The following is a 19,662-nucleotide window of genomic DNA, read 5'->3' on the forward strand; positions in this document are numbered from 1 at the left end:
GTTAATTAGTGGCTGTGGCTCCCATTATTATCACGATGAAGCTGTAAGTTATTTACCAGCAATTAAAGATATATTGATAACATCTAATAAATGTAAAAATAGAAAGTAATCAAGGGGTCAGCTAACTTGAAAAAGTATAAAAAGAAATCAAGTTTGATTCCTTTGAACAATTCTCGATATAAATGATGGGCTAGAACAATGTTGATCTATGGCCTAAGCTGAATAACCTTGTCTTGTTAAACCTTATTAGAATTGCGGCCAAAGCCAAATTATGGAATATTAAAAAACAGTTATTGCTACTTACTAAATTTAGCTTGGCTAGTGAACTGCCAGAATGGATGTTTGGCTATTGAACACTGATTTCATAAGCTTAATAAAATCAATTGAATGGGATGTTATTGATTTATTAATAGCAGTTTAAGGAAACAGTTTGAGTTCAGTAGCAGGCTTTAGGTATTTCAGCAGACGTGTATGGGTAAGGCTATTACTGTTCTTTACGCTTTTATTATCCTTAACTCAGGCGAGTTGGGCCGATATTATCGACCTTTCGCAAATTGAGGCGGCTCCTTTAGGATTACATTCCAGTTATTTCATCGAACAAAATAAACTCAGTCTGGAGCAAGCCTTAACGCTCTATCAGCAACAACAGTTTCAACCCAGCAAGCAGGGCGTTCTCACTTTCGGTATTGCTGTTGCACCAATCTGGTTGGGCATTACCGTAAACAACAATAATTCAGAGAATAGTCAGCGGCGGCTGGTCATTGATAATTCATGGATGGATAACATTGAAATTGCTGCTTTTCATCACGCGTCCGGCAAAATAACCCAGTACCAAATGGGGGATCAATATCCCTTTTCGCAAAGACCGTTTATAACCCGAAATTTTCAAGCCTCCATCAACTTTCCGCCTGGGCAAACAGACTTGCTTATTCGGTTCGTTACTCCAGATCCGATGGTCATGCCCATATACCTGTTGTCTGCCGATCAGCAGCAAACCAAGCAATCGCTCGAACAGTACAGTTATGGACTGATTTATGGATACTTGTTAGCGCTGATGCTTTACAACGCCATGCTGTACATAGGTCTTCGTGAAAAAATCTATCTGGCTTACAGCAGTTTGATGCTCATTTTTCTATTGACAAACATGGGCTACACGGGACATGGCTTTATGTTTCTGTGGCCGGATTCTCCCCAAGTTCAACAATGGATTCAGCCATTATTATTATTGCTGGTATGCAGTCTCGGACTGACTTTTGGCCTGTTGTTCCTCAATATCAAGCGATATTCAAAGCGAACGGTCAAAGCGCTATCAATCATTATTGTGTCATCGATGAGTCTGTTTGCACTCTGCGTGGTTTTATCGCTACAAGGCATAGCACTCTTATTAGCGTTTAGCTTTGTCACGTTGTACATCATGCTGATGTTTGGGATGGGAGTCTTTGCACTGAAACGTAATATTCCGCATGCCATTTATTTCGTCTTTGCTGTCAGTGCTGGTTGCCTGGGGATAATGCTTACCGCGATCTCTACCTGGGGCTTTATTCCCTTTAATCCATGGCTGTTCAGAGCTGCAGAAATCGGTATGCTCATTGAAGCGACTTTATTAGCTCTGGCCTTGTCCAGCCGGATCCGTGGTATCCAGGCTCAAAAAGCGCATGTGGAAAAATTGGCTGATACCGATCCATTAACCCAGCTCAATAATCGCCGGGGCTTTCTAAAGTCAACTGAAAAAGCCTGGAGCAATAGTCTGCGAAATGGAAGAACCGGCAGTATTATCATTTTTGACCTGGATAATTTTAAAAAACTGAATGATGAGTATGGTCATGACGGTGGGGATGAAGTGTTATGTCAAATCGGTAGACTGATCATAGATTGCATCAGAAAAGGGGATGTCGCCTCACGCTGGGGCGGAGAAGAATTTGTTTTATATTTACCTGAAACAGATATAGAAAAAGCCAGACAATTGGCAGAGCGCCTACGTTTAACGATTATGCAGCATCCTGTTATCTACCAAAGCCAGACAATAAATGTTACGGCAAGCTTCGGTGTTGCTGAACAAACTCAGGATGACCTTTCGATAGAATCGATTGTCGGACTGGCAGATACAGCCTTATATCAGGCGAAAACGATGGGCAGAAATCGAGTCAATTGTGCTGAAATGCAACCGCTAGAAACCGAAGTTCAAGCTGGGTAAATAGAATCTCATAGAGCACTTTTGAGCATTAAACGGAACTTAATAAGAGTATAAGGCCAGTTTAAATTTAACCTATAAAGCGTGATCAAAGGTGTGAATAAATTAATTGTGATCTACATAAGATAATTATCTTTTTAATCATCAGTTTTTCCTGAAGTAGCTTCAAATTCCCCAGGATACTTCTTCATGTTTAATGAGAACATAAGCATTAGAGGGAGATAAGTAAGACCATGTATAAGATTTTGGTCTTGGTTAATATTTTGAGATAAATCCAGGTGTAGCTGAATATTTTTCTGTAGCAGAATATGGGGCCTAAATAACTAATTTAAAATTTGATACCTGTTCACTTACATTCTTAACACAAGGGAGTAAGATTTCTGATCCTCAAGTGATAAAAATTTCTGAGGATAAGAACAAAAATTCATTTCCATATCAGAAGGTTAAATTAGGTTGTTATATGGCTCAGCCAAATTCAGACCACCCAGTTTACATTGAAAGTGTCTTAAACCAAAAAGTCAAAATGCTTTTTTCGGGAATCATTTTTTCAATCACTATTAGTGCATTCTTAGGGTTGGTATTGGTTGTTGTTCAACAGCCCATTATTCCCTTAACCACCTCATTGAGCTGGTACGGGACTTTAATGAGTGTCGTGATCCTAAGACTTATTTTGTTCAATAAGTGGCAAAGCAAAGACGCAAAACCTAAACACGATCAGAAGCGTTGGTTACAGTATTTTCGTTTTAGCGTTTTAATTACGGGCATTATCTGGGGTGTAGGAGGAGTGGTTATGATGCCTGAGGGAAATATCTCTCATCAGGCATTTGTGTCCTTTACCATCGGAGGATTGGCTGCGGGAGCTATGGCTTCACTCTCAGTAGATCGCATATCTGTTACTGCATTCGTTCTACCTACTTTGTTCCCACATATAATCTTTCTTTTTCAGCAGGGCGAAACGATTTCCCTCGGTATGAGCTCAATGCTCTTGCTATTCACATTATTTGTATTTTTGTCAGCTAAAAAGACCGGCGAAACTTTTCTGGAAAACGCTAAGCTTCATATCCAAGCGCTAGAAAACGAGTCTCGCTTGAGAATGATGTTGGATTTCAGCCCCATTGCGGCATCAATAATTGATATAACCAATCAAGAGGTTGTATTTGCCAATAAAAGTTATACAGGTTTAATCGAAAATAAATATGAGTCAGCCATCGGTATCACTCCGCGACGCTATTACGCCAATAAAGTGGAATATGATGATGCGGTGAAGATAATTGAGCGAGGTGAGCAGATTACTAACCAGTTAGTTGAACTGAATTTTGATGGAGCTCAGAAAATCACTAAATGGGTTCTCGCCTCCTATCTTCAGATCGATTATCACAGCAAGCAAATGATGTTGGGTTGGTTTTACGATATTACTGATAGAAAAGTTATGGAAGAACATACACAGCATCTTGCTCATCACGATCCACTGACCGGTTTACCGAACCGAATACTTTTTCGAGAGCGGTTGCATTTAGCTATTAGCATGGCGGAACGGGATAAATACTCTTTGGCCTTAATGTTTATTGATTTGGATGAATTTAAACCCATTAATGACACTTATGGCCACGATGTGGGTGATGCTGTATTGCTTGAATGTGCCGCACGGATTCGTGCCTGTCTGCGTAAACCAGATTCGGTAGCGAGACTGGGGGGCGATGAGTTCGTGGTATTGCTTCATAAAGTAAGCAATGAACAGACCGCTTTGCAGGTGGGAGAGAAAATTCTAAAGTCCTTACAGTCATCAATGAAGATTGAGGGTGTAAAAGTAAGTGTTGGAGCCAGCATAGGCGTTGCGCTTTATCCATTAAACAGCACTGAAGATGATGAATTATTAAATTGTGCTGATTCTGCTATGTACGACGCTAAGAAAAATGGGCGAAATATCGTCAAGCTTTTTCAGGCTGCTCATGAGTAGCAATTGTTGAAAGCCCGAATTCATATTGAGTGATGGGGCTCAGCCAAACTGATTTTAGCTAATTTATAAAAGTATTTCGTCAAAGATAGCTGACCATTTGCTGCATTCAGCAAAGTTCAGGAAGCTTTTTTAATTATTTTGAATCTATTACCTAAAATTTTGCCCCTAACGAAGCGTTATTCAACGCGGCATAACCCGAACACTGGTCAGTGATTCCAAGGGTTCTGGCCGTGACAGGTAATAGCCCTGAACATAATCCACTCCAATCTGACGCAGGATATTGAGTGTTGCAGCGTCTTCAACAAATTCTGCAATGGTCTTTAACCCCATAATATGGCCGATATTGTTAATTGAAGCGACCATGGCTTGGTCAATCCGGTTATTGGCGAGCTCCTGAATGAAAATACCGTCAATTTTCAAGTAGTCGACGGGTAATTGTTTCAGATAGCCGAATGAAGACAGGCCACTTCCGAAATCATCCAGAGCAAACTGGCAGCCTAAGCGTTTCAGTTCGGTAATGAAGCGACCGGCATTGGCTGGATCAGCGATGGCGGCAGTTTCAGTAATTTCAAAGCAAATATTATTTGCCGGTACTTTGCGTTTTTCCAGTTGTTCCTGAATTAATTGGAGGCAGTCTTCACGACCAATTGAGGCACCAGACAGGTTAATTGAGCAAAATACGGGCTGCTGATTCTGGCGAAGTTGATCACCCATCCAGGACAGTGTGTTACGAATGACCCACTGGTCGATTTTGGGCATTAATCCAAAACGTTCTGCCGCTGGAATAAAGGCACCTGGCGGAATGATTTCGCCCTCTGGTCCGATCATTCGGGCCAGAATTTCATAATGTGGCATGATGTTATCACTGTTTTCCAGCGGAACAATCGTTTGAAAATAAAGCCGGAAAAGGTCTTTATCGAGTGCTTCCTGTAGCCGACTGGCCCATTGAATTTGACCCTGGCGTTCCTGGGCCTGAATATCATCCGGCTGAAACAGATGCACCCGGTTACGCCCGCGATCTTTGGCGGCATAACAGGCGGCATCTGCATGGCTCAACACTTCATCCAGGCTGCCACTGGCTTCTGTAATACTGACCAAACCGATACTGACGCCGACAGAAAACACCTGGCCTTCCCAGGAAAAACGAAAAGCAGTGACGGTTTTTCGTAGTGTCTCGGCAATATCCAGACCTTTTTCAATAGGACAATGACTGAGCAGCACCCCGAATTCATCCCCCCCCAGCCTTGCCAGAGTATCGCTTTGACGCAGTACGGGTTTAAGGAGACTGGAGAGTTGCTTCAACAGAACATCACCAGCTCTATGACCACAGGTGTCATTTACCAATTTGAACTGGTCTAAATCGAGATAGCAAAGCAAGTGCTCTGCTTTATCGTGGTGGGCTTCATTGATCAGCGATTCCAAGCGCTTTTCAAATTCCCGTCGGTTGATAAGGCCTGTCAGGGTATCGTGCACCGCCTGAAAGCTGAGCATCTTTTGCAAACGACTATTCTGGGTAATGTCCTGTAGTGCCACTACCCAGCCTATATTTTGGCGGTTGGTATCGAGCAAGGGCGCACAGTTCAGCTGCACTTCAAACTCATCCCCTTGCTTGTTTTTCAGCAGAAACAGACGTTTTTGGCTGGTGTTAGGCGATTTAACTGAGTACTCCTGACACAATGCCGTAATGTTAATTTGAGTCGCTTCACTGTCCTCAATCAGAATAATGTCATCAATCGGCTGTCCGAATGCCTGTTCGGATGTCTGTCCCAATAGTTCACTGGCCATCGGGTTCAGGTAGACGATGTTATAGGCTGCATCACAGGTGACAACGGCTTCAGTGATGGCTTCCAGTGTGACTTGTGCCAACTCAGAGTGACGGTGCAGACGAGCCTCCATCTTTTTTCTTTCACTGATATCTCTCAGCATAGCGCTGTATTGCACGCCTTCCTCGGTTGGGCTGGCAGTTGTGGTGACTTCGAGTGTAAAAGGGGTGCCTTGACTATGTCTGGCGATGATTTCATAAGGCCCCGGTTGTTGACTACTGGCCAGGGTGACAAATAAACGCTCCGGAGTTGTGCCCGAAAAAGTTTGCTGGTTTTGTTCATGAAGTAATACATCGGTTGGCTGCCCGACTAACTGGTGGGCTGGAAGACCGAACATAATTTCCACGCCTGGATTGGCGCTGGTCACAATCCCCTGGCTGGAGAAGGTGATTACCCCGTCTCGCATATCACGCACAATCAATCGGGTGCGTGTCACCATACGATTTAAGTTCGCAATCACCCGGTTGTACTGAGAGGCAATCTGGCCAACCTCGGTAAAAGGCTCAACTGGCACCCGTTGCTTCAGATCACCACTACGCTCTTGATTTTGCATAGCTGAAAGCAGATCAGTCAGTTCAGTCTTCGCGCCATGTTCTGAAACATTCAACCCCTGCTGCTCGGCTTCGATACTGACGCGCAAAGGTATGAAACGGTTTAGCAAAAAGAGAAATGTGATTGTCAGCGGAAAAATAAACAGGGCACAGGCAAATATGCCAAGCAGCTGAACCTGCAGTTGGCCCAAGCGGCTTAAGCCAGTATCAAGCAGCTGCAAATCACCAAAAATTGCGACAGCCAATGTGCCCCAGATTCCGGCTACCAAATGTACTGGCACTGCGGAAATGGCATCATCCAGCTGCATACGGTGCATCTGTTTTTCAGCCAGAAACATCACTATCGCACCCAGAGCCCCGATTAATGCTGCTTGCGGTGTAGACACTACATGGCAGCCTGCCGTAATCGCGACTAATCCTGCCAGGGTGCCATTAATCGTCAGAGACGTAGTTTGGCTGTTATCCGGTTGTGTTTTTGATAGCAGGATGGCGGTGATCCCCCCGGCAGCTGCTGCGATGATGGTGTTGACGATAATGCCGGCAATAGCGGTGGTAAAAGCCAGTGTGCTGCCACCATTAAAGCCTATCCAACCGATCATAAAAAACAGCATGCCAAGTATTGCCAGCGGCAGGTTGCTGCCTGGAATGTTTTGTACTTTATCTCGAATGAAACGCCCGGTACGTGGGCCGATAACAATAACAGCGGCAAGGGCAACCCAACCACCAACACTGTGTACCACGGTACTACCCGCAAAATCAGTGAACCCCATAGCTTCTAGCCAGCCAGGAGATTCATTGACAGCGCTGCTCCAGACCCAGTGACCAAACACCGGGTAGAGCAGCAGGCTGATCAACGCGGTGATGATGATATAAACCACAAAGCGACTGCGTTCAGCGATGGCACCGGAGACAATCGTGGCGGCTGTGGCACAAAAGGTTAATTGGAAAAAGAAAAAACTGGCGTGCCAGAATTCGTCTCTGGAAAAATCGGCAATAAACCAGTGAGTATCGAGTTTCATGCCTTCATGGGCACCAAACATGATGCCAAACCCAAACAACCAGAAGAGCATGGCGGTAACGATCAAATCAAAGGCGTTTTTAAGCGCTACGTTAATCGCATTTTTACTTCGGGTCAGACCAGACTCCAGACAAAGGAAACCGCCCTGCATAATCAGAACCAGCATTGCTGCAATTAAAATCCACAAAGCATCCAGCGCACTCATATCAGGCATTATCCGTCTCCGAAGATAAAGTCAGCACTCTATCGGTGCGAAGGCCTGGCAGTTATTGACACAATAGCGCCAGCCCGCGCCATATCAAGTGTTGTGACTTCTCAAGGAGCAGAAATTGTGCCATTTCAGCTAAAAATAAGCGAAGTGAATAGAAAGTGATTTAACAAGGGATCTTAAAAACAAAAGGGCCAGAGAAAATTCTCTGGCCCTTTTTTGTTGCCTGTAACGAAGATGTTAGTTTATTTGATAAACAACATCTCGCGGTATTTCGGCAGTGGCCATAAGTCATCGGCTACTTCCGTTTCTAACGCATCGACATGAGCACGGACTTTATCCATTAATGTATGGATATCATTTGCGCAGTAGTTCATATGTGCTTCGATGGAATCAAAGTCATGTTTGGTAATGGCTTTTGACAGTTCGGCTACCGCCGCTATCATGGCATTGGTTTCGTTGGCAATTGAGCTGGCAATCGAGTTATCCATTTCGATACCCAGATCAGTCATACCGGAACAGGTCATTGATAATTCGCCCAGATATTGTGTGGCAGCTGGGTAAATCATGGTTTTGGCCATTTCGATAACCAGTTTGGCTTCGACCTCAATCGATAAAATGTACTGCTCGGCATAGACTTCAAAACGGCTTTCCAGCTCGACCGGTGAAAACACATTGGTTCGCTTGAACAGCTCGCGAATTGACTCATCACGCAGGTACGGAAGTGCATCGGCTGAGGTCGGCAGGTTTTTCAAACCACGTTCCTCAACCGCCATTTTATGCCATTCAGCAGAATAACCATCGCCACCGAACACTACATTGCCATTTTCTTCCATCAGCGTTTTCAATACGGCTAAAACCGCAGTGGTTCTTGATTCCGTTTTCGCCAGTTCGGATTCCAGTTTCTCAGCAATCCAATCTAATGAGTCAGCCAGAATGGTGTTCATTGCCACTAATGGGCCGGATACTGATTGTGATGAGCCTACCGCACGGAATTCAAAACGGTTACCGGTGAAGGCAAACGGAGAAGTACGGTTACGGTCACCCGGATCACGCTCGAATTTGAGGATTTGAGACAGACCCAAATCCATTTCGCCGCCTTGTTTCGACGAGGCGATATTGCCGTCTTTAATATCCTGGAAAACTTTTTCCAACTGGTCACCCAGATACACAGACAGGATTGCCGGAGGGGCTTCATTGGCACCCAAACGGTGGTCATTGGAAGCTGAAGCAATAACAGCACGCATTAGCGGGCCGTATTTGTTTACACCGCGAATTACCGCGCCACAGAACAACAGGAAGTTGAGGTTATCGTGCGGGGTGCTACCTGGATCCAGCAAGTTGCCTTGCGTGGCATTACCGACAGACCAGTTGACGTGTTTGCCTGAACCATTGACTCCGGCGAATGGTTTTTCATGTAACAGGCACATAAAGCCATGTTTTTTCGCCGTGCTTTTCATCAGCGTCATCATCAACTGCTGGTGGTCGGCAGCGATGTTGGCAGATTCATAATACGGTGCGATTTCGAACTGGCCGGGAGCCACTTCGTTGTGATGAGTTTTGGCAGGAATACCCAGACGATACAACTGGTCTTCGAAATCCTGCATAAAGATTTGCACACGCTCAGGAATCGCTCCGAAGTAATGATCATCAAATTGCTGACCTTTGGCTGGCGAAGCGCCAAACAGAGTACGGCCAGCTAATAATAAGTCTGGACGTGCATTGGCGAAGTTGATGTCGATCAGGAAGTATTCCTGTTCAGCGCCACAGCTTGAGCTCAGCGGGGCAATTTCTTCTTCACCCATTAATGACAGTACTTTGCGAGCAGCTTTATCCATCGCGGCATTGGAACGTAGTAACGGGATTTTTTTATCCAGTGCTTCGCCGGTCCATGACATAAACACGCTTGGAATCATCAGCGTTGAGCCGTTTTCGGTGTGCATAATGAACGCAGGACTGGTGGGATCCCAGGCGGTATAACCACGTGCAGCATTGGTCATACGCAGGCTGCCGTTCGGGAAAGATGAACCGTCCGGTTCACCTTTAATCAATAAGCTGCCAGAAAATTCGGTAATCGCATTACCTTCGGAATTGGTCACAATAAAACCGTCATGTTTTTCAGCGGTAATATTGGTCATTGGATAGAAAAGGTGGGAAAAGAACTTAACGCCTTTGGATAACGCCCAGCTCTTCATCGCTGCGGCCACAACATCCGCTACAGCCGGTGCAAGTGGCGCGCCAGTCTGTACTGTTTGTTTAACCGCTTTGAATGCCGATTTATTTAGCGCCTGTTCCATCGTTTCGAGATTGAATACATCTGTTGCCCAAATCTTGTCGAGTGATTCAGGTGTTTTCACAGCGATCTTTTCGCGGTTGGTAATTTGTGAAATGGCTGTCAGGCGCGATTCGTTTCCACTCATTTCGTTATCCTTTATGAGGTGATTGTTAATTCGTGTTTTATTTATTTAACACATTTATTAGAAGCTTAAATTAGTCAAAATTGATCATGAGCAGAACGACGAACAGAACACGACCATTAAGTTCTTTTTGTCCAATCACAGTCATAAGCAATAAGCAGTCCAATTATCATAGAAAACAAAAGATTCAGCAAAACAAGAACAGGCCTGAGGTACTGATTTTTTATGGAAGCAGAGAAGGTCTGGACAAAGTCTTACTGCGAGCGAAGAAGGTGCGGTCAGCACCAAAATGGAGCATAAATATTGCGCAGTAGCATCGGGATAAAAAAGCGAATCTGGCGCTAAAAGAATGATCCGTTTCGGGAGAAGCGGCTGTTGATTTTCTGTTTGTTTTGAGTCGTCAGTGATTCGTTACAATCAAAACGTTATTTTTCAGGCTGAGTATGCCGATTTATTAAATATTAGATGTGATTCACGGTTTCTGTGGCGAATTAAGCGGATAACTGATCTCAACAGAAGATCCTTCTGGTAGTTGACGTTGTCTCTCTCGTTATTTTTGTCAGGCTTATGCCTGACTTTTTTTATCTATCCCCCTAAATGTATATTCAGAGCCTTTATTAAGGAGAACAAGTTGTACCTGAAATGATCTGGGTCAATGACCTGAAACTCTAAGTGATCTAGGCTGATTCTATCGCTTCCATTTTTATGGAAGTTAAGGGAACGTCCTATATATTTCAGAGAGTTATGAGGAGTAGCGTTATGGCAAATATGATGAAAGCAGCAGTTTTTATTGAGCCAGGTCGCATCGAGATTGATGATAAACCCATTCCCGAAATTGGTGATAATGATGCACTCATCAAAATTACTACAACCACCATCTGTGGCACGGATGTGCATATTCTCAAAGGTGAATATCCCGTGGAAAAAGGCCTGACGATTGGTCATGAACCCGTTGGCGTCATTGAAAAACTGGGTAAAAATATTCAGGGCTACCATGAGGGGCAGCGGGTTATAGCCGGTGCAATCTGTCCCAGTTATACCTCCTATGCCTGTCAGGATGACTGTTCGGCACAAGATGGTGGATCACACTCTCATGGATATAAACCCATGGGCGGCTGGCGGTTTGGTAACACCATTGATGGGGCCCAGGCTGAATATCTTCTGGTGCCGGATGCGCAGGCCAATTTATCGCCCGTGCCAGAAAATTTAACCGATGAGCAGGTCCTGATGTGCCCCGATATCATGTCCACCGGTTTTGCAGGCGCTGAATCCGGCAATATTAAAATTGGCGATATCGTGGCTGTATTTGCCCAAGGCCCGATTGGTTTATGTGCCACAGCCGGGGCCAGATTAAAAGGCGCGAGCTTTATAATTACGGTGGATGGTGTGGATGAACGTCTGGTGATCTCAAAACAAATGGGCGCGGATGTGACGCTTGATTATCGAAAAGATGATGTTGTTGCCGAAATACTGAAACTGACCGGAGGACGTGGGGTCGATGTCGCCATTGAAGCCCTTGGTCAACAAAGCACGTTTGAGGCTGCTTTGCGTGTCCTGAAGCCCGGTGGCACATTATCAAGTCTCGGCGTGTATTCATCCGATCTGACCATTCCTCTCAATGCGTTTGCCGCGGGATTGGGCGATCACAAAATCATTACTTCATTGTGCCCCGGCGGTAAGGAACGTATGCGTCGTTTGATGGATGTTATTTCCCACGGCAGACTGGATTTAAGCCCCATGGTGACGCACCGTTTCAAACTGGAAAACATTACCGAAGCCTATGATTTGTTCTCCCATCAGCGTGATGGTGTTTTAAAGGTAGCTATAGAGATCTGATCAGCAAAATCCTGAGGCTCAACAAGCAAATCACCTTATGGCATTTTTGTCTGTCGGCGTAATATATGAACTGTAAGACAAACAAAACAACCAACGAGGTGATTATCATGTGGACTAAACCAGAATATTCAGACATGCGTTTCGGTTTCGAAGTAACGATGTACATCTGCAATCGTTAAGATTTGAAATAACGCAAAACAAGAAGCCTCCGAAAGGGGGCTTTTTTGTGGGTGAGTTTTGGACTAAACCACGCAGTCACATTATTAAATATCAAATTTCAGGCATAAAAAAAGCACTCATGAATGTGTGCCTGTTTTATTTATTACCGGGACCAGTATCGATCTGCCAAGACCAAAAACTTACTGGATTTAAGTGTTTTTATATTAATTTACGACAATTATTGTTCCTGTAGATATTGATTGGGGAACGTTGCAATAAAGTTAAAAGCTTAATTTATTTTTCAGTTTTACTTTTGAATATTCTGAAAAGATTTTGCAAGTAGTAAAGGGGCTGACTTTCCAGACATTCTTCTTGGCTTTCTTCCAAATCGACGGCTCATTTCTAACTCATGTTGCTCTTGGGCATCTAATTCCTTGATCAGTCGATCCAATTCATCCTGGCTATGAATTATGGCGTGCTCTAATACGCTGCTTCTTCGGGTTCTAAGAGTCATTTTAACGATTCCATTTAAGGTAAATAACGTCAGAGCGGCGTTTATTGAAAAAGTTCAATTTTATTCGACACATAGTTAGTCTATGACTCGCCTTGGGCTTTCAACCTGATCAACAACAAACACTTCTATGACCAACGATTAAGCTTTCTGGGTATGCTAAAGTCTTGGTTTTTAGCTTGTCCAAAATATGTTTCCAATCTTTCGACTTATTTCAGGACAAGTTATCAGACATAAAAAAGGCACTTAAAATAAGTGCCTTTTTATAGAGCCTAGTTATCTGAACGTAGAACTACATACTTTCTGCTTCAGATATTGCCTTTCTAACCAGACGACCAGCACCGCCGCTTACATCGGCATTTTTAATCTGTTCGAGGTTCACTGGGTTACCTACAATGATCACACCACCCATACCTGAACCAATATGTGGTGTGCATTTATAGATGTAAATGCCTTCTTCTGTGAAAGTGTGCTTATAATTTGCACTCATCGGCGAGTTCCATTTCTCGGCACCTTCGGGAATCAAACCATCAATAGATTCAGAGTTATGTGTGCTCATATTGCGCCAAGACACAGAGTCACCAGAATTAATTTTGACGACCAGCGGATTAAATTTCAGGCCTTCTGCAGTTACGAAATGCGTTTCTGCTGCTTCGCTTTTTGGCTCGTCGGCTTGAGCGGCTGTTTCACTGGCGTCTTCTTCAGTTGCTACGACGTTATCAGTCTGATCAAGCTCCGCGACAGGTTCATCTTCAATCACCACCTCAGTTTCTGATGGCATCGGTGTGATGTTTTCAGTCGTGTCCATATTGCTCTGATTTTCAGAGCTCATTTCCGTTTCTTGGTTTTGCGTGGTGTCAGAACTGTCATCGCTACCACAGGCAGTAAACAGCGTGGCGGCCGCGAACGACATGGTCAGTGCCATGGTAATTTTTCTTGTCTGTGTAAACGCCGAAGTCGTTTTAAACATATTTTGTACTCTCCTGATAAAAAATTTCGTTCAAGCTTAGGACAGTGACATCTTCCTTACGTTCGAAATTACATTAAACCTCTAATTTTTATCACCCCCTTTCTTTTAGGGCTTATGGATCTTTCATAGCCGCTCTGCGGCGTTGGAAATTACTTATGTAGAACAACTACATCGCATCATTTTCGTCTTGTTGGATGAAAAAATAGCCTCCAGCAGTGTTGGTTCTGAAAGATCAACAAGCCCTAGGCAAAGACATAAAGCAAAATCCTGAGTCCAGACAAGCAAATCACCTTATGGCTTTTTTAAATCTCAGCGTACTATTTGAATCGTAAGTTAACGAAATAACCAAGAGGTGATTATCATGTGGACTAAACCAGAATATTCAGACATGCGTTTCGGTTTCGAAGTAACGATGTACATCTGTAATCGTTAATATTTGAAACAACGTAAAACAAAAAGCCCCCGAAAGGGGGCTTTTTTGTGGCTGGGTTAATAAATTACTCATCCAAGCTTTAAAAAATTTCCGAATCTCAAATTTCAAGCATAAAAAAAGCACTCATAAATGAGTGCCTGTTTTTATGGTGCCCGGGGCCGGAATCGAACCGGCACGACCGCAAAGTCGAGGGATTTTAAGTACAGGTAAACATGAACTCGGGAGTAAGTAAGCAGAAGAAGCGTAAGTATTTTGCCGTGTGGCCCTTGTAAGCAATTGTCAGTTCGAACCTATTACGAACTTCTAAGGTGTTTTTCTGGAGTGTTTGGCAGCTAAGCATAAGAAAGCCAAAGGATTTTTCATGCGAACTTGCGAAACCGGATCGGACTACTTTCCCAAGATTGGCAATTTCTGCCCTCGAAACTGGCACCCCATTACTTCCGCGATCCCCCTACCACGATTTCCCGAGAGTTGGCCGCAGGTGAGCAGAGGCGGGAATAAACTCCCCAGTCATACTCACCAGCATGCAGCAATAATCTTTCACAATCATCCTCTAAAAAGTTGGGATTGCCGAAAATCACTATACGGCATAACCTCTATAGAAATTATTGATAAGAGCAATATTATCTTATGAGCAGGAAGCAATTCATTCAATCTCTTGGCGCTACGTGTAAGAACTGGACATGGAGTTGGTCATTTATAAATGTTGAAGAGAAGGTCATCATCTTTGGTGCCTGGGACAGAAATACAAACGGCAGTTCAGCATTAATTTTTGCTCTTGAATGGATTACTAATAATAGAGGCAGTAAATCTGCCGGCTTTGATCAGTCTAGAGAGCACATCAGATTAATTGAGGATGAAGGGTATCAGCTAAAAACTTTTCCAATAACTTATGGTGAGAATGATGACGGTATGCCAGTCATTAAAGGTTTTACACCAGAATTATCATCCAAAAATCTAAAGAGGGTAGATGACAAGTGGTATGCATCTGACGAGAACTATGAGTTTAACCTACCAGAGGAGATACTTGGTTCGGAGGACTATTTCGAAGGTACCCAAAAAAAGATTTCAATTAATTCCTATGAGCGGAATGCCGAGGCAAGAAAAAAATGCATAGAACATCATGGGCATATTTGTGCGGTGTGCTTATTCGATTTTGAGAAAATCTACGGTGAATTAGGTAAAAACTATATTCATGTTCATCACATTATCCCTATTTCGCAAATCAAACAGCAATACAAATTGGACCCAGTGAACGATCTAATTCCTGTATGCCCGAATTGTCATGCAATGATTCATAGAACTCAACCTGCACTAGGAATAGAGCAATTAAAGAACCATCTTTCAAAAATGAATAAATAATTTTATGTAGGCAATTTCTGCCCTCGAAACCGGCATCCCATGACTCCCGCCATCCCCAGCGGTAGATTGCCCGAGAGGTGGCCACCGAGGAGGAGAGGTGAGCCCAAATGGCCCTCCCCGAGTGCACACCAAAGGCTTTTCGAATCTAGCGAAAATTATCAGCAATTTGCCAGCGGCTGTCGGATGGCCTTTTTATTTCGATTACTTTCCATGCATTGTTGCTGGTGTTGTTTCGCATAGCGTTAGTAACGCTGGCCACAGAGGAATATTCATCGTCGTTCCAAAGAATTACCTCATCACCAACTTTAGCTTCGATGTATTCACCACGATACTTTGTGCGAAGTAGGGTTCCCTCAGGCAGAAACAGTCTGCCCCACTTGGTACCTAATTGAACATCTTGCCAGTCAAGCTCAATTCTATCTAAAAAATCCGATACAGCATAATCGATTATTTCACTCACACCCTTCGGATATCGTGACGCGACAGCTTGATAAAGTTCTGAAGAAATTGGCACACAGATAAACGAATCTAAATCAACATTGGAAAGCATGACTTACTCCTTAAATTATTTGCTCCATATAAACTATAGAGTAACTCTGGAGTAAAGGTAAAGTGTTTTTGGTGATATGTAATCCAGGGGCTCAATTTAGATAGAATAATTTCCACGTTTGAGAATTGTATGCGCTACTCGAATGCTTTCTTCTGTTTGCTCTTGATCTCTTAACCACCTTATCTTAATACCAATATAATTGGCCCATTGAAGCCCTTTATTGAAAGCACGTCGATTGTCTATTTTTGCGGCCGTTTCCACATAATGATTTAGCAACTTGTACTGATTTATACCCGCTTTGTACTTAGCTTTATGGAAGGCTGCATCAAACGCATTGAATGCTGACTCGAAGTCCTCATTCCGATAATAAACGACTCCTTCAAGCCAAAATGGGAGCCAGTCTAATGAGCTTTCTAGGCCTATCCCGGCTAATTCTTCTCGGTATGCTTTTACCGAACTTAATGACAATGAAGTATCTTTTTCTAGTTCCAGCCCTTTTCCTAGGCCATTGACGAAGACCCTGTCAATAGGACGACTGTTTAGCTCATTAGCTAACTCAATAGGCATGATTGCTGAGTAAGAGCCATATTTCTGAATGAGTGCATCTACTACAGCAGTGCTTAATGTCGAGTTAGTGTCTGCTTTTTTCTGCAAGTAAGAGGCAACTTCCTCCTTTTTTTGATAGAAGAAGTTTTCCCAGTCACTGAGCATATAGTCCCAAACAGTGCTCTGCTGCTCAGGCGAGTATGTGTGGGCGTTTAATACACGTTGATATTCATTTTTGAACTCGAGAATGTCTTCATCAATATATTCAAAATATCTTTCACATTTACTCACCAAACTCTGAAGTACTTTTGAGCCAAGCTCGTTCGAAATTGAAGTAGAAATGAACGTTGAGAGCCGAGCAAGTAGGAGTGCGCTTTCAGCAGACATTATGAAGGACGGTGATAATTCAAATTTGTTGTATGCGAATGACTTACGAAAGTTATCAAGCAATGAGACCAGTGAAGGTAAAGTTTTCCCCCTGGACCAACGTGAAGCATTTTCATAATTTTGTTCTAGGACAAAAATCTCAACTTCCTCGTTTTCGAGCGGCATGTGAAATTGTCGCTGGGAAACACCGCACTGTTCATATATCCAATGCATGGTTTTAGATAACGGTTGAGTGATCTTACCATCAGCCTCAATAGTTGGTAGAAACCAGAACTTATCTTTGGGAAAGGTAAGCCCGGAGAGCAAAGCTCGATGTTGAAGTGAATGGATATGAAGAGATTCTACGAACAAATTTAATGCTTTAAATTCGAGAAAAAATCGCACACTCTCAGTTTTTGATAAATATGTCCCATCATTGATGATTAAGTGATTGTAGTTGAGGAATAAATCACTCAGCACGGAGTGCATTACAATAGTTAAGCCAGGATTTGGAATATATGAAGATATTAACTGACTGAAGGTGTCTGAGGCTTTATTTAGGTTTTCAGAGAGTTTTCCTTCCTCTTTTGAGAGTCTTAAGAGAAGTTGATTCAGCGTTTTTTTGGCTGTCTCGTCGAAGTCACCATCATCGGAATTTTTCCTTGGCATTACACCAAAAGCAGAGAATGTGAACTTAACTAACTCACCCAAAGTTGCATAAGAAATATCAGAGTTCATAACAAATCCATATTAAAGCCTGCCCCACATATTTCAGTGGGGAGGCATGTCCATTAACTATTTGTTGTTAGGGTTAAGTTGCTTGCCACGATTACCCTGAACATTGGCATTCAATTTGTTGGCACCTATCGTACCTTTATTAGTATTCAGTTGGTTAGCGTGATGATTCAGATTAGTTTTGCTTGTATTGTTTTGCTTAGCCATTTTATCCTCCTAGGTTGTTTGTTGAATGGCAAGTGCAATACTAGTTGAGGAGTTGAAAAGGTGATGTAGGCATTTTGGCTACGATATTTTTTGCCATTAAAATGTCCATCTATGAATAATCCCATTTCCAACTTAAAAGACTGCTCGAGAAGCAGCAAGAGACGGGGTAGAAACCTCCGTTTACGCCAGAAATTGGACGTTTCAGCCAAAATTCACTGGGCACTAAGCCACTAAGTCTTCACCTTTAGTTAAAAATCTCATCTTGCTTAAAATTGACTGCTTAGCTTTATCAATTGTGACTGGATTTGTTACTTTAGAAAGCTTGGTGCGGTCTTTTCTCTCTAAAAAGTACGCTATACGCTCAGCGTTGGCAGGCGAGGGATGCTGCAATCCGATTAAAACTTGTTCTGAATTTAAGATACCAAGCTCAATCATTAACTCCAAAACATCGGCCACTTTTGGCCCAAGGGGAACATAGATAGCGTTTGGTAATAATTTGCATTCTTCAGCGAACCAAGCAATCACTTGTTCTTTCAACTTCAAAGGACTTTCATTAAAGTTTTTGCCGTCTTTGAATACTGGATATCTTAGTGCTGATGTGAAGTGAACCAAGCTATCATTTTCTTTGAATAAGCTTTGAGTAGAATCTATTCCAAGATATTGATTCAGGCCTATATGATCGAGCATCTGCACAAGATTGTTTCTCATTGAGCCACTGAAACTCGCAAATACTTTTGCTTCTTTTCTTGCCTGATCGACTGTCCCACCAGCCTTTAATATTTCACTAGCTTTAAGTAATGCATTCTTAGCTTGCTGCATACCAGGGGTTATTCCAACAATAACTACCTTTGCATCTTCCTTGATAAAGTCAAAAGGCGAATAGTAAGTTTCATACTGAACTTTAGTTGTGATCAACAGCGGACCAGGCAGCTTTTCGGCATTTGCTAAATCATGATGGTTTAGTGAAATGACCTGATCTGAGAAATGCTCTAATTTGATGTTTTCCATGTTTGTTTTCATATCCATTATTGGTTTCTCACAGTTCTAATTTTCTTATATTCCGGTACGTATGTGATAGCAGTGTTAATTTCTGGGTTAATGACTACATAGTACTTTTCTAATTTATCCACGGCTTTTCTAAGTGCTTTAAGAGCTTTCTTCGGTACTTTGAGGATCTCCGTCTCTCCTTTTTGCATTTCGGGTGCCCCAAACATTTGGAGTAAAATCTCCATTTCTTTGCTAACCCCCCTGTCCTGTGCCCTTTGTTGGGCATGTGCTGTTCGCTCTAAAGGTGCAAAGTCCAAATCGTCCCCAAAATCTTCACCAACTAACTTTGCAATTCTGACTCGACGCTTAAGGTCGTATCTACGTACTCCCGTTAAGCTGCTCATTAAGAATTACTTTCTGATAAAGATTGATTTGCATCCAGAATGAGACGGAGTTGCTCAGGGAAAAACACTTTCATAATGGTGCTTAAAAGTTCATCTTCTGGAATTTGATAAAAATCAGCTAGAGAGCGAACAGTACTTAATGGAAGTTTAAAAGCCCCAGACTCTAGATGTTTTATATCGAAAGCATCAATATCGGCACTGTTTTGAGCGAGGGCTAATGATTCTCTTCTAGCACGTAGAAATGCACCTAGTTCAGCCGGGGACTTGATAGTCTTTAGCTCAGGTTTTACTGAAGAAATAAAACGAGTGGGTTTGAATGCTCTTCTGTTGCCAAGCCAAGATATTGCTGACTGATTGGATATGTGGACAATATTGTTCACTTTTTCTGCTTTTAGCTCACCTGCACTAACAGCATTTCTCACAGTACGAAT

At 42.9% G+C, this 19,662-nt stretch carries 15 protein-coding genes; 6 read left to right on the forward strand and 9 right to left on the reverse strand.

The features are described from left to right. Positions 1 to 430 precede the first annotated feature (430 nt). The gene (locus B3M51_RS06160; protein ID WP_292757600.1) at positions 431 to 2,194 is read left to right on the forward strand and encodes a sensor domain-containing diguanylate cyclase; all 1,764 of its coding nucleotides are present in this window, start codon (positions 431 to 433) and stop codon (positions 2,192 to 2,194) included. Between the two features lie 457 nt (positions 2,195 to 2,651). Next, the gene (locus B3M51_RS06165; RefSeq protein ID WP_292757602.1) at positions 2,652 to 4,148 is read left to right on the forward strand and encodes a GGDEF domain-containing protein; all 1,497 of its coding nucleotides are present in this window, start codon (positions 2,652 to 2,654) and stop codon (positions 4,146 to 4,148) included. Positions 4,149 to 4,328: 180 nt separating this feature from the next. Here the strand turns inward: B3M51_RS06165 and amt are convergent, their stop codons facing one another. Together amt and B3M51_RS06175 are read right to left on the reverse strand one after the other, a co-directional pair. Then, positions 4,329 to 7,754 carry an ammonium transporter gene (gene amt, locus B3M51_RS06170; RefSeq protein ID WP_292757604.1) on the reverse strand — a complete coding sequence of 1,142 codons (3,426 nt, stop codon included), beginning with the start codon at positions 7,752 to 7,754 and terminating at the stop codon, positions 4,329 to 4,331. A gap of 239 nt (positions 7,755 to 7,993) precedes the next feature. After that, complete coding sequence (locus B3M51_RS06175) at positions 7,994 to 10,168, reverse strand: glutamine synthetase III (RefSeq protein ID WP_292483302.1); 2,175 nt, start codon at positions 10,166 to 10,168, stop codon at positions 7,994 to 7,996. 756 nt (positions 10,169 to 10,924) lie between these two features. On the opposite strand from B3M51_RS06175, the gene B3M51_RS06180 reads away from it, so the two are divergent. Both B3M51_RS06180 and pqqA (B3M51_RS06185) read left to right on the forward strand, forming a co-directional pair. Further along, positions 10,925 to 12,001, forward strand: a complete 1,077-nt coding sequence (locus tag B3M51_RS06180) for an NAD(P)-dependent alcohol dehydrogenase (RefSeq protein WP_292757606.1) — start codon at positions 10,925 to 10,927, stop codon at positions 11,999 to 12,001. 107 nt (positions 12,002 to 12,108) lie between these two features. Then, positions 12,109 to 12,180 carry a pyrroloquinoline quinone precursor peptide PqqA gene (pqqA, locus tag B3M51_RS06185; RefSeq protein WP_081443609.1) on the forward strand — a complete coding sequence of 24 codons (72 nt, stop codon included), beginning with the start codon at positions 12,109 to 12,111 and terminating at the stop codon, positions 12,178 to 12,180. A 783-nt stretch (positions 12,181 to 12,963) separates the two neighbouring features. On the opposite strand, the gene B3M51_RS06190 is transcribed toward pqqA (B3M51_RS06185), so the two are convergent. Beyond that, on the reverse strand, positions 12,964 to 13,641 hold the full coding sequence (locus B3M51_RS06190) for a plastocyanin/azurin family copper-binding protein (RefSeq protein WP_292757608.1): 678 nt from the start codon (positions 13,639 to 13,641) through the stop codon (positions 12,964 to 12,966). A 361-nt stretch (positions 13,642 to 14,002) separates the two neighbouring features. Between B3M51_RS06190 and pqqA (B3M51_RS06195) the strand changes: the two genes are divergently transcribed. Next, positions 14,003 to 14,074, forward strand: coding sequence for a pyrroloquinoline quinone precursor peptide PqqA (pqqA, locus tag B3M51_RS06195; protein WP_081443609.1), 72 nt, complete (start codon positions 14,003 to 14,005; stop codon positions 14,072 to 14,074). A 630-nt stretch (positions 14,075 to 14,704) separates the two neighbouring features. After that, complete coding sequence (locus B3M51_RS06200; protein WP_292757610.1) at positions 14,705 to 15,436, forward strand: HNH endonuclease; 732 nt, start codon at positions 14,705 to 14,707, stop codon at positions 15,434 to 15,436. A gap of 145 nt (positions 15,437 to 15,581) precedes the next feature. On the opposite strand, the gene B3M51_RS06205 is transcribed toward B3M51_RS06200, so the two are convergent. The 6 genes from B3M51_RS06205 to B3M51_RS06230 all read right to left on the reverse strand — a co-directional run. Beyond that, positions 15,582 to 15,986 (reverse strand): hypothetical protein, encoded by a 405-nt coding sequence (locus B3M51_RS06205; RefSeq protein ID WP_292757612.1) that lies wholly within the window; start codon positions 15,984 to 15,986, stop codon positions 15,582 to 15,584. Positions 15,987 to 16,082: 96 nt separating this feature from the next. After that, positions 16,083 to 17,636 (reverse strand): hypothetical protein, encoded by a 1,554-nt coding sequence (locus tag B3M51_RS06210; RefSeq protein WP_292757614.1) that lies wholly within the window; start codon positions 17,634 to 17,636, stop codon positions 16,083 to 16,085. A 57-nt stretch (positions 17,637 to 17,693) separates the two neighbouring features. Then, positions 17,694 to 17,840: a hypothetical protein gene (locus B3M51_RS06215; RefSeq protein ID WP_292757616.1), complete on the reverse strand. Its 147-nt coding sequence runs from the start codon at positions 17,838 to 17,840 to the stop codon at positions 17,694 to 17,696. A gap of 222 nt (positions 17,841 to 18,062) precedes the next feature. Next, entirely contained in the window at positions 18,063 to 18,848 is a 786-nt protein-coding gene (locus tag B3M51_RS06220) for a uracil-DNA glycosylase family protein (RefSeq protein WP_292757618.1), read from the reverse strand. 17 nt (positions 18,849 to 18,865) lie between these two features. Continuing rightward, complete coding sequence (locus tag B3M51_RS06225) at positions 18,866 to 19,231, reverse strand: hypothetical protein (protein ID WP_292757620.1); 366 nt, start codon at positions 19,229 to 19,231, stop codon at positions 18,866 to 18,868. Then, positions 19,231 to 19,662: helix-turn-helix domain-containing protein (locus B3M51_RS06230; RefSeq protein ID WP_292757622.1), on the reverse strand; the 432-nt coding region annotated here is incomplete at its 5' end. The genes B3M51_RS06230 and B3M51_RS06225, both read right to left, overlap by 1 nt.

The organism is Methylophaga sp. UBA2689, from assembly GCA_002354555.1.
GTDB lineage: Bacteria > Pseudomonadota > Gammaproteobacteria > Nitrosococcales > Methylophagaceae > Methylophaga.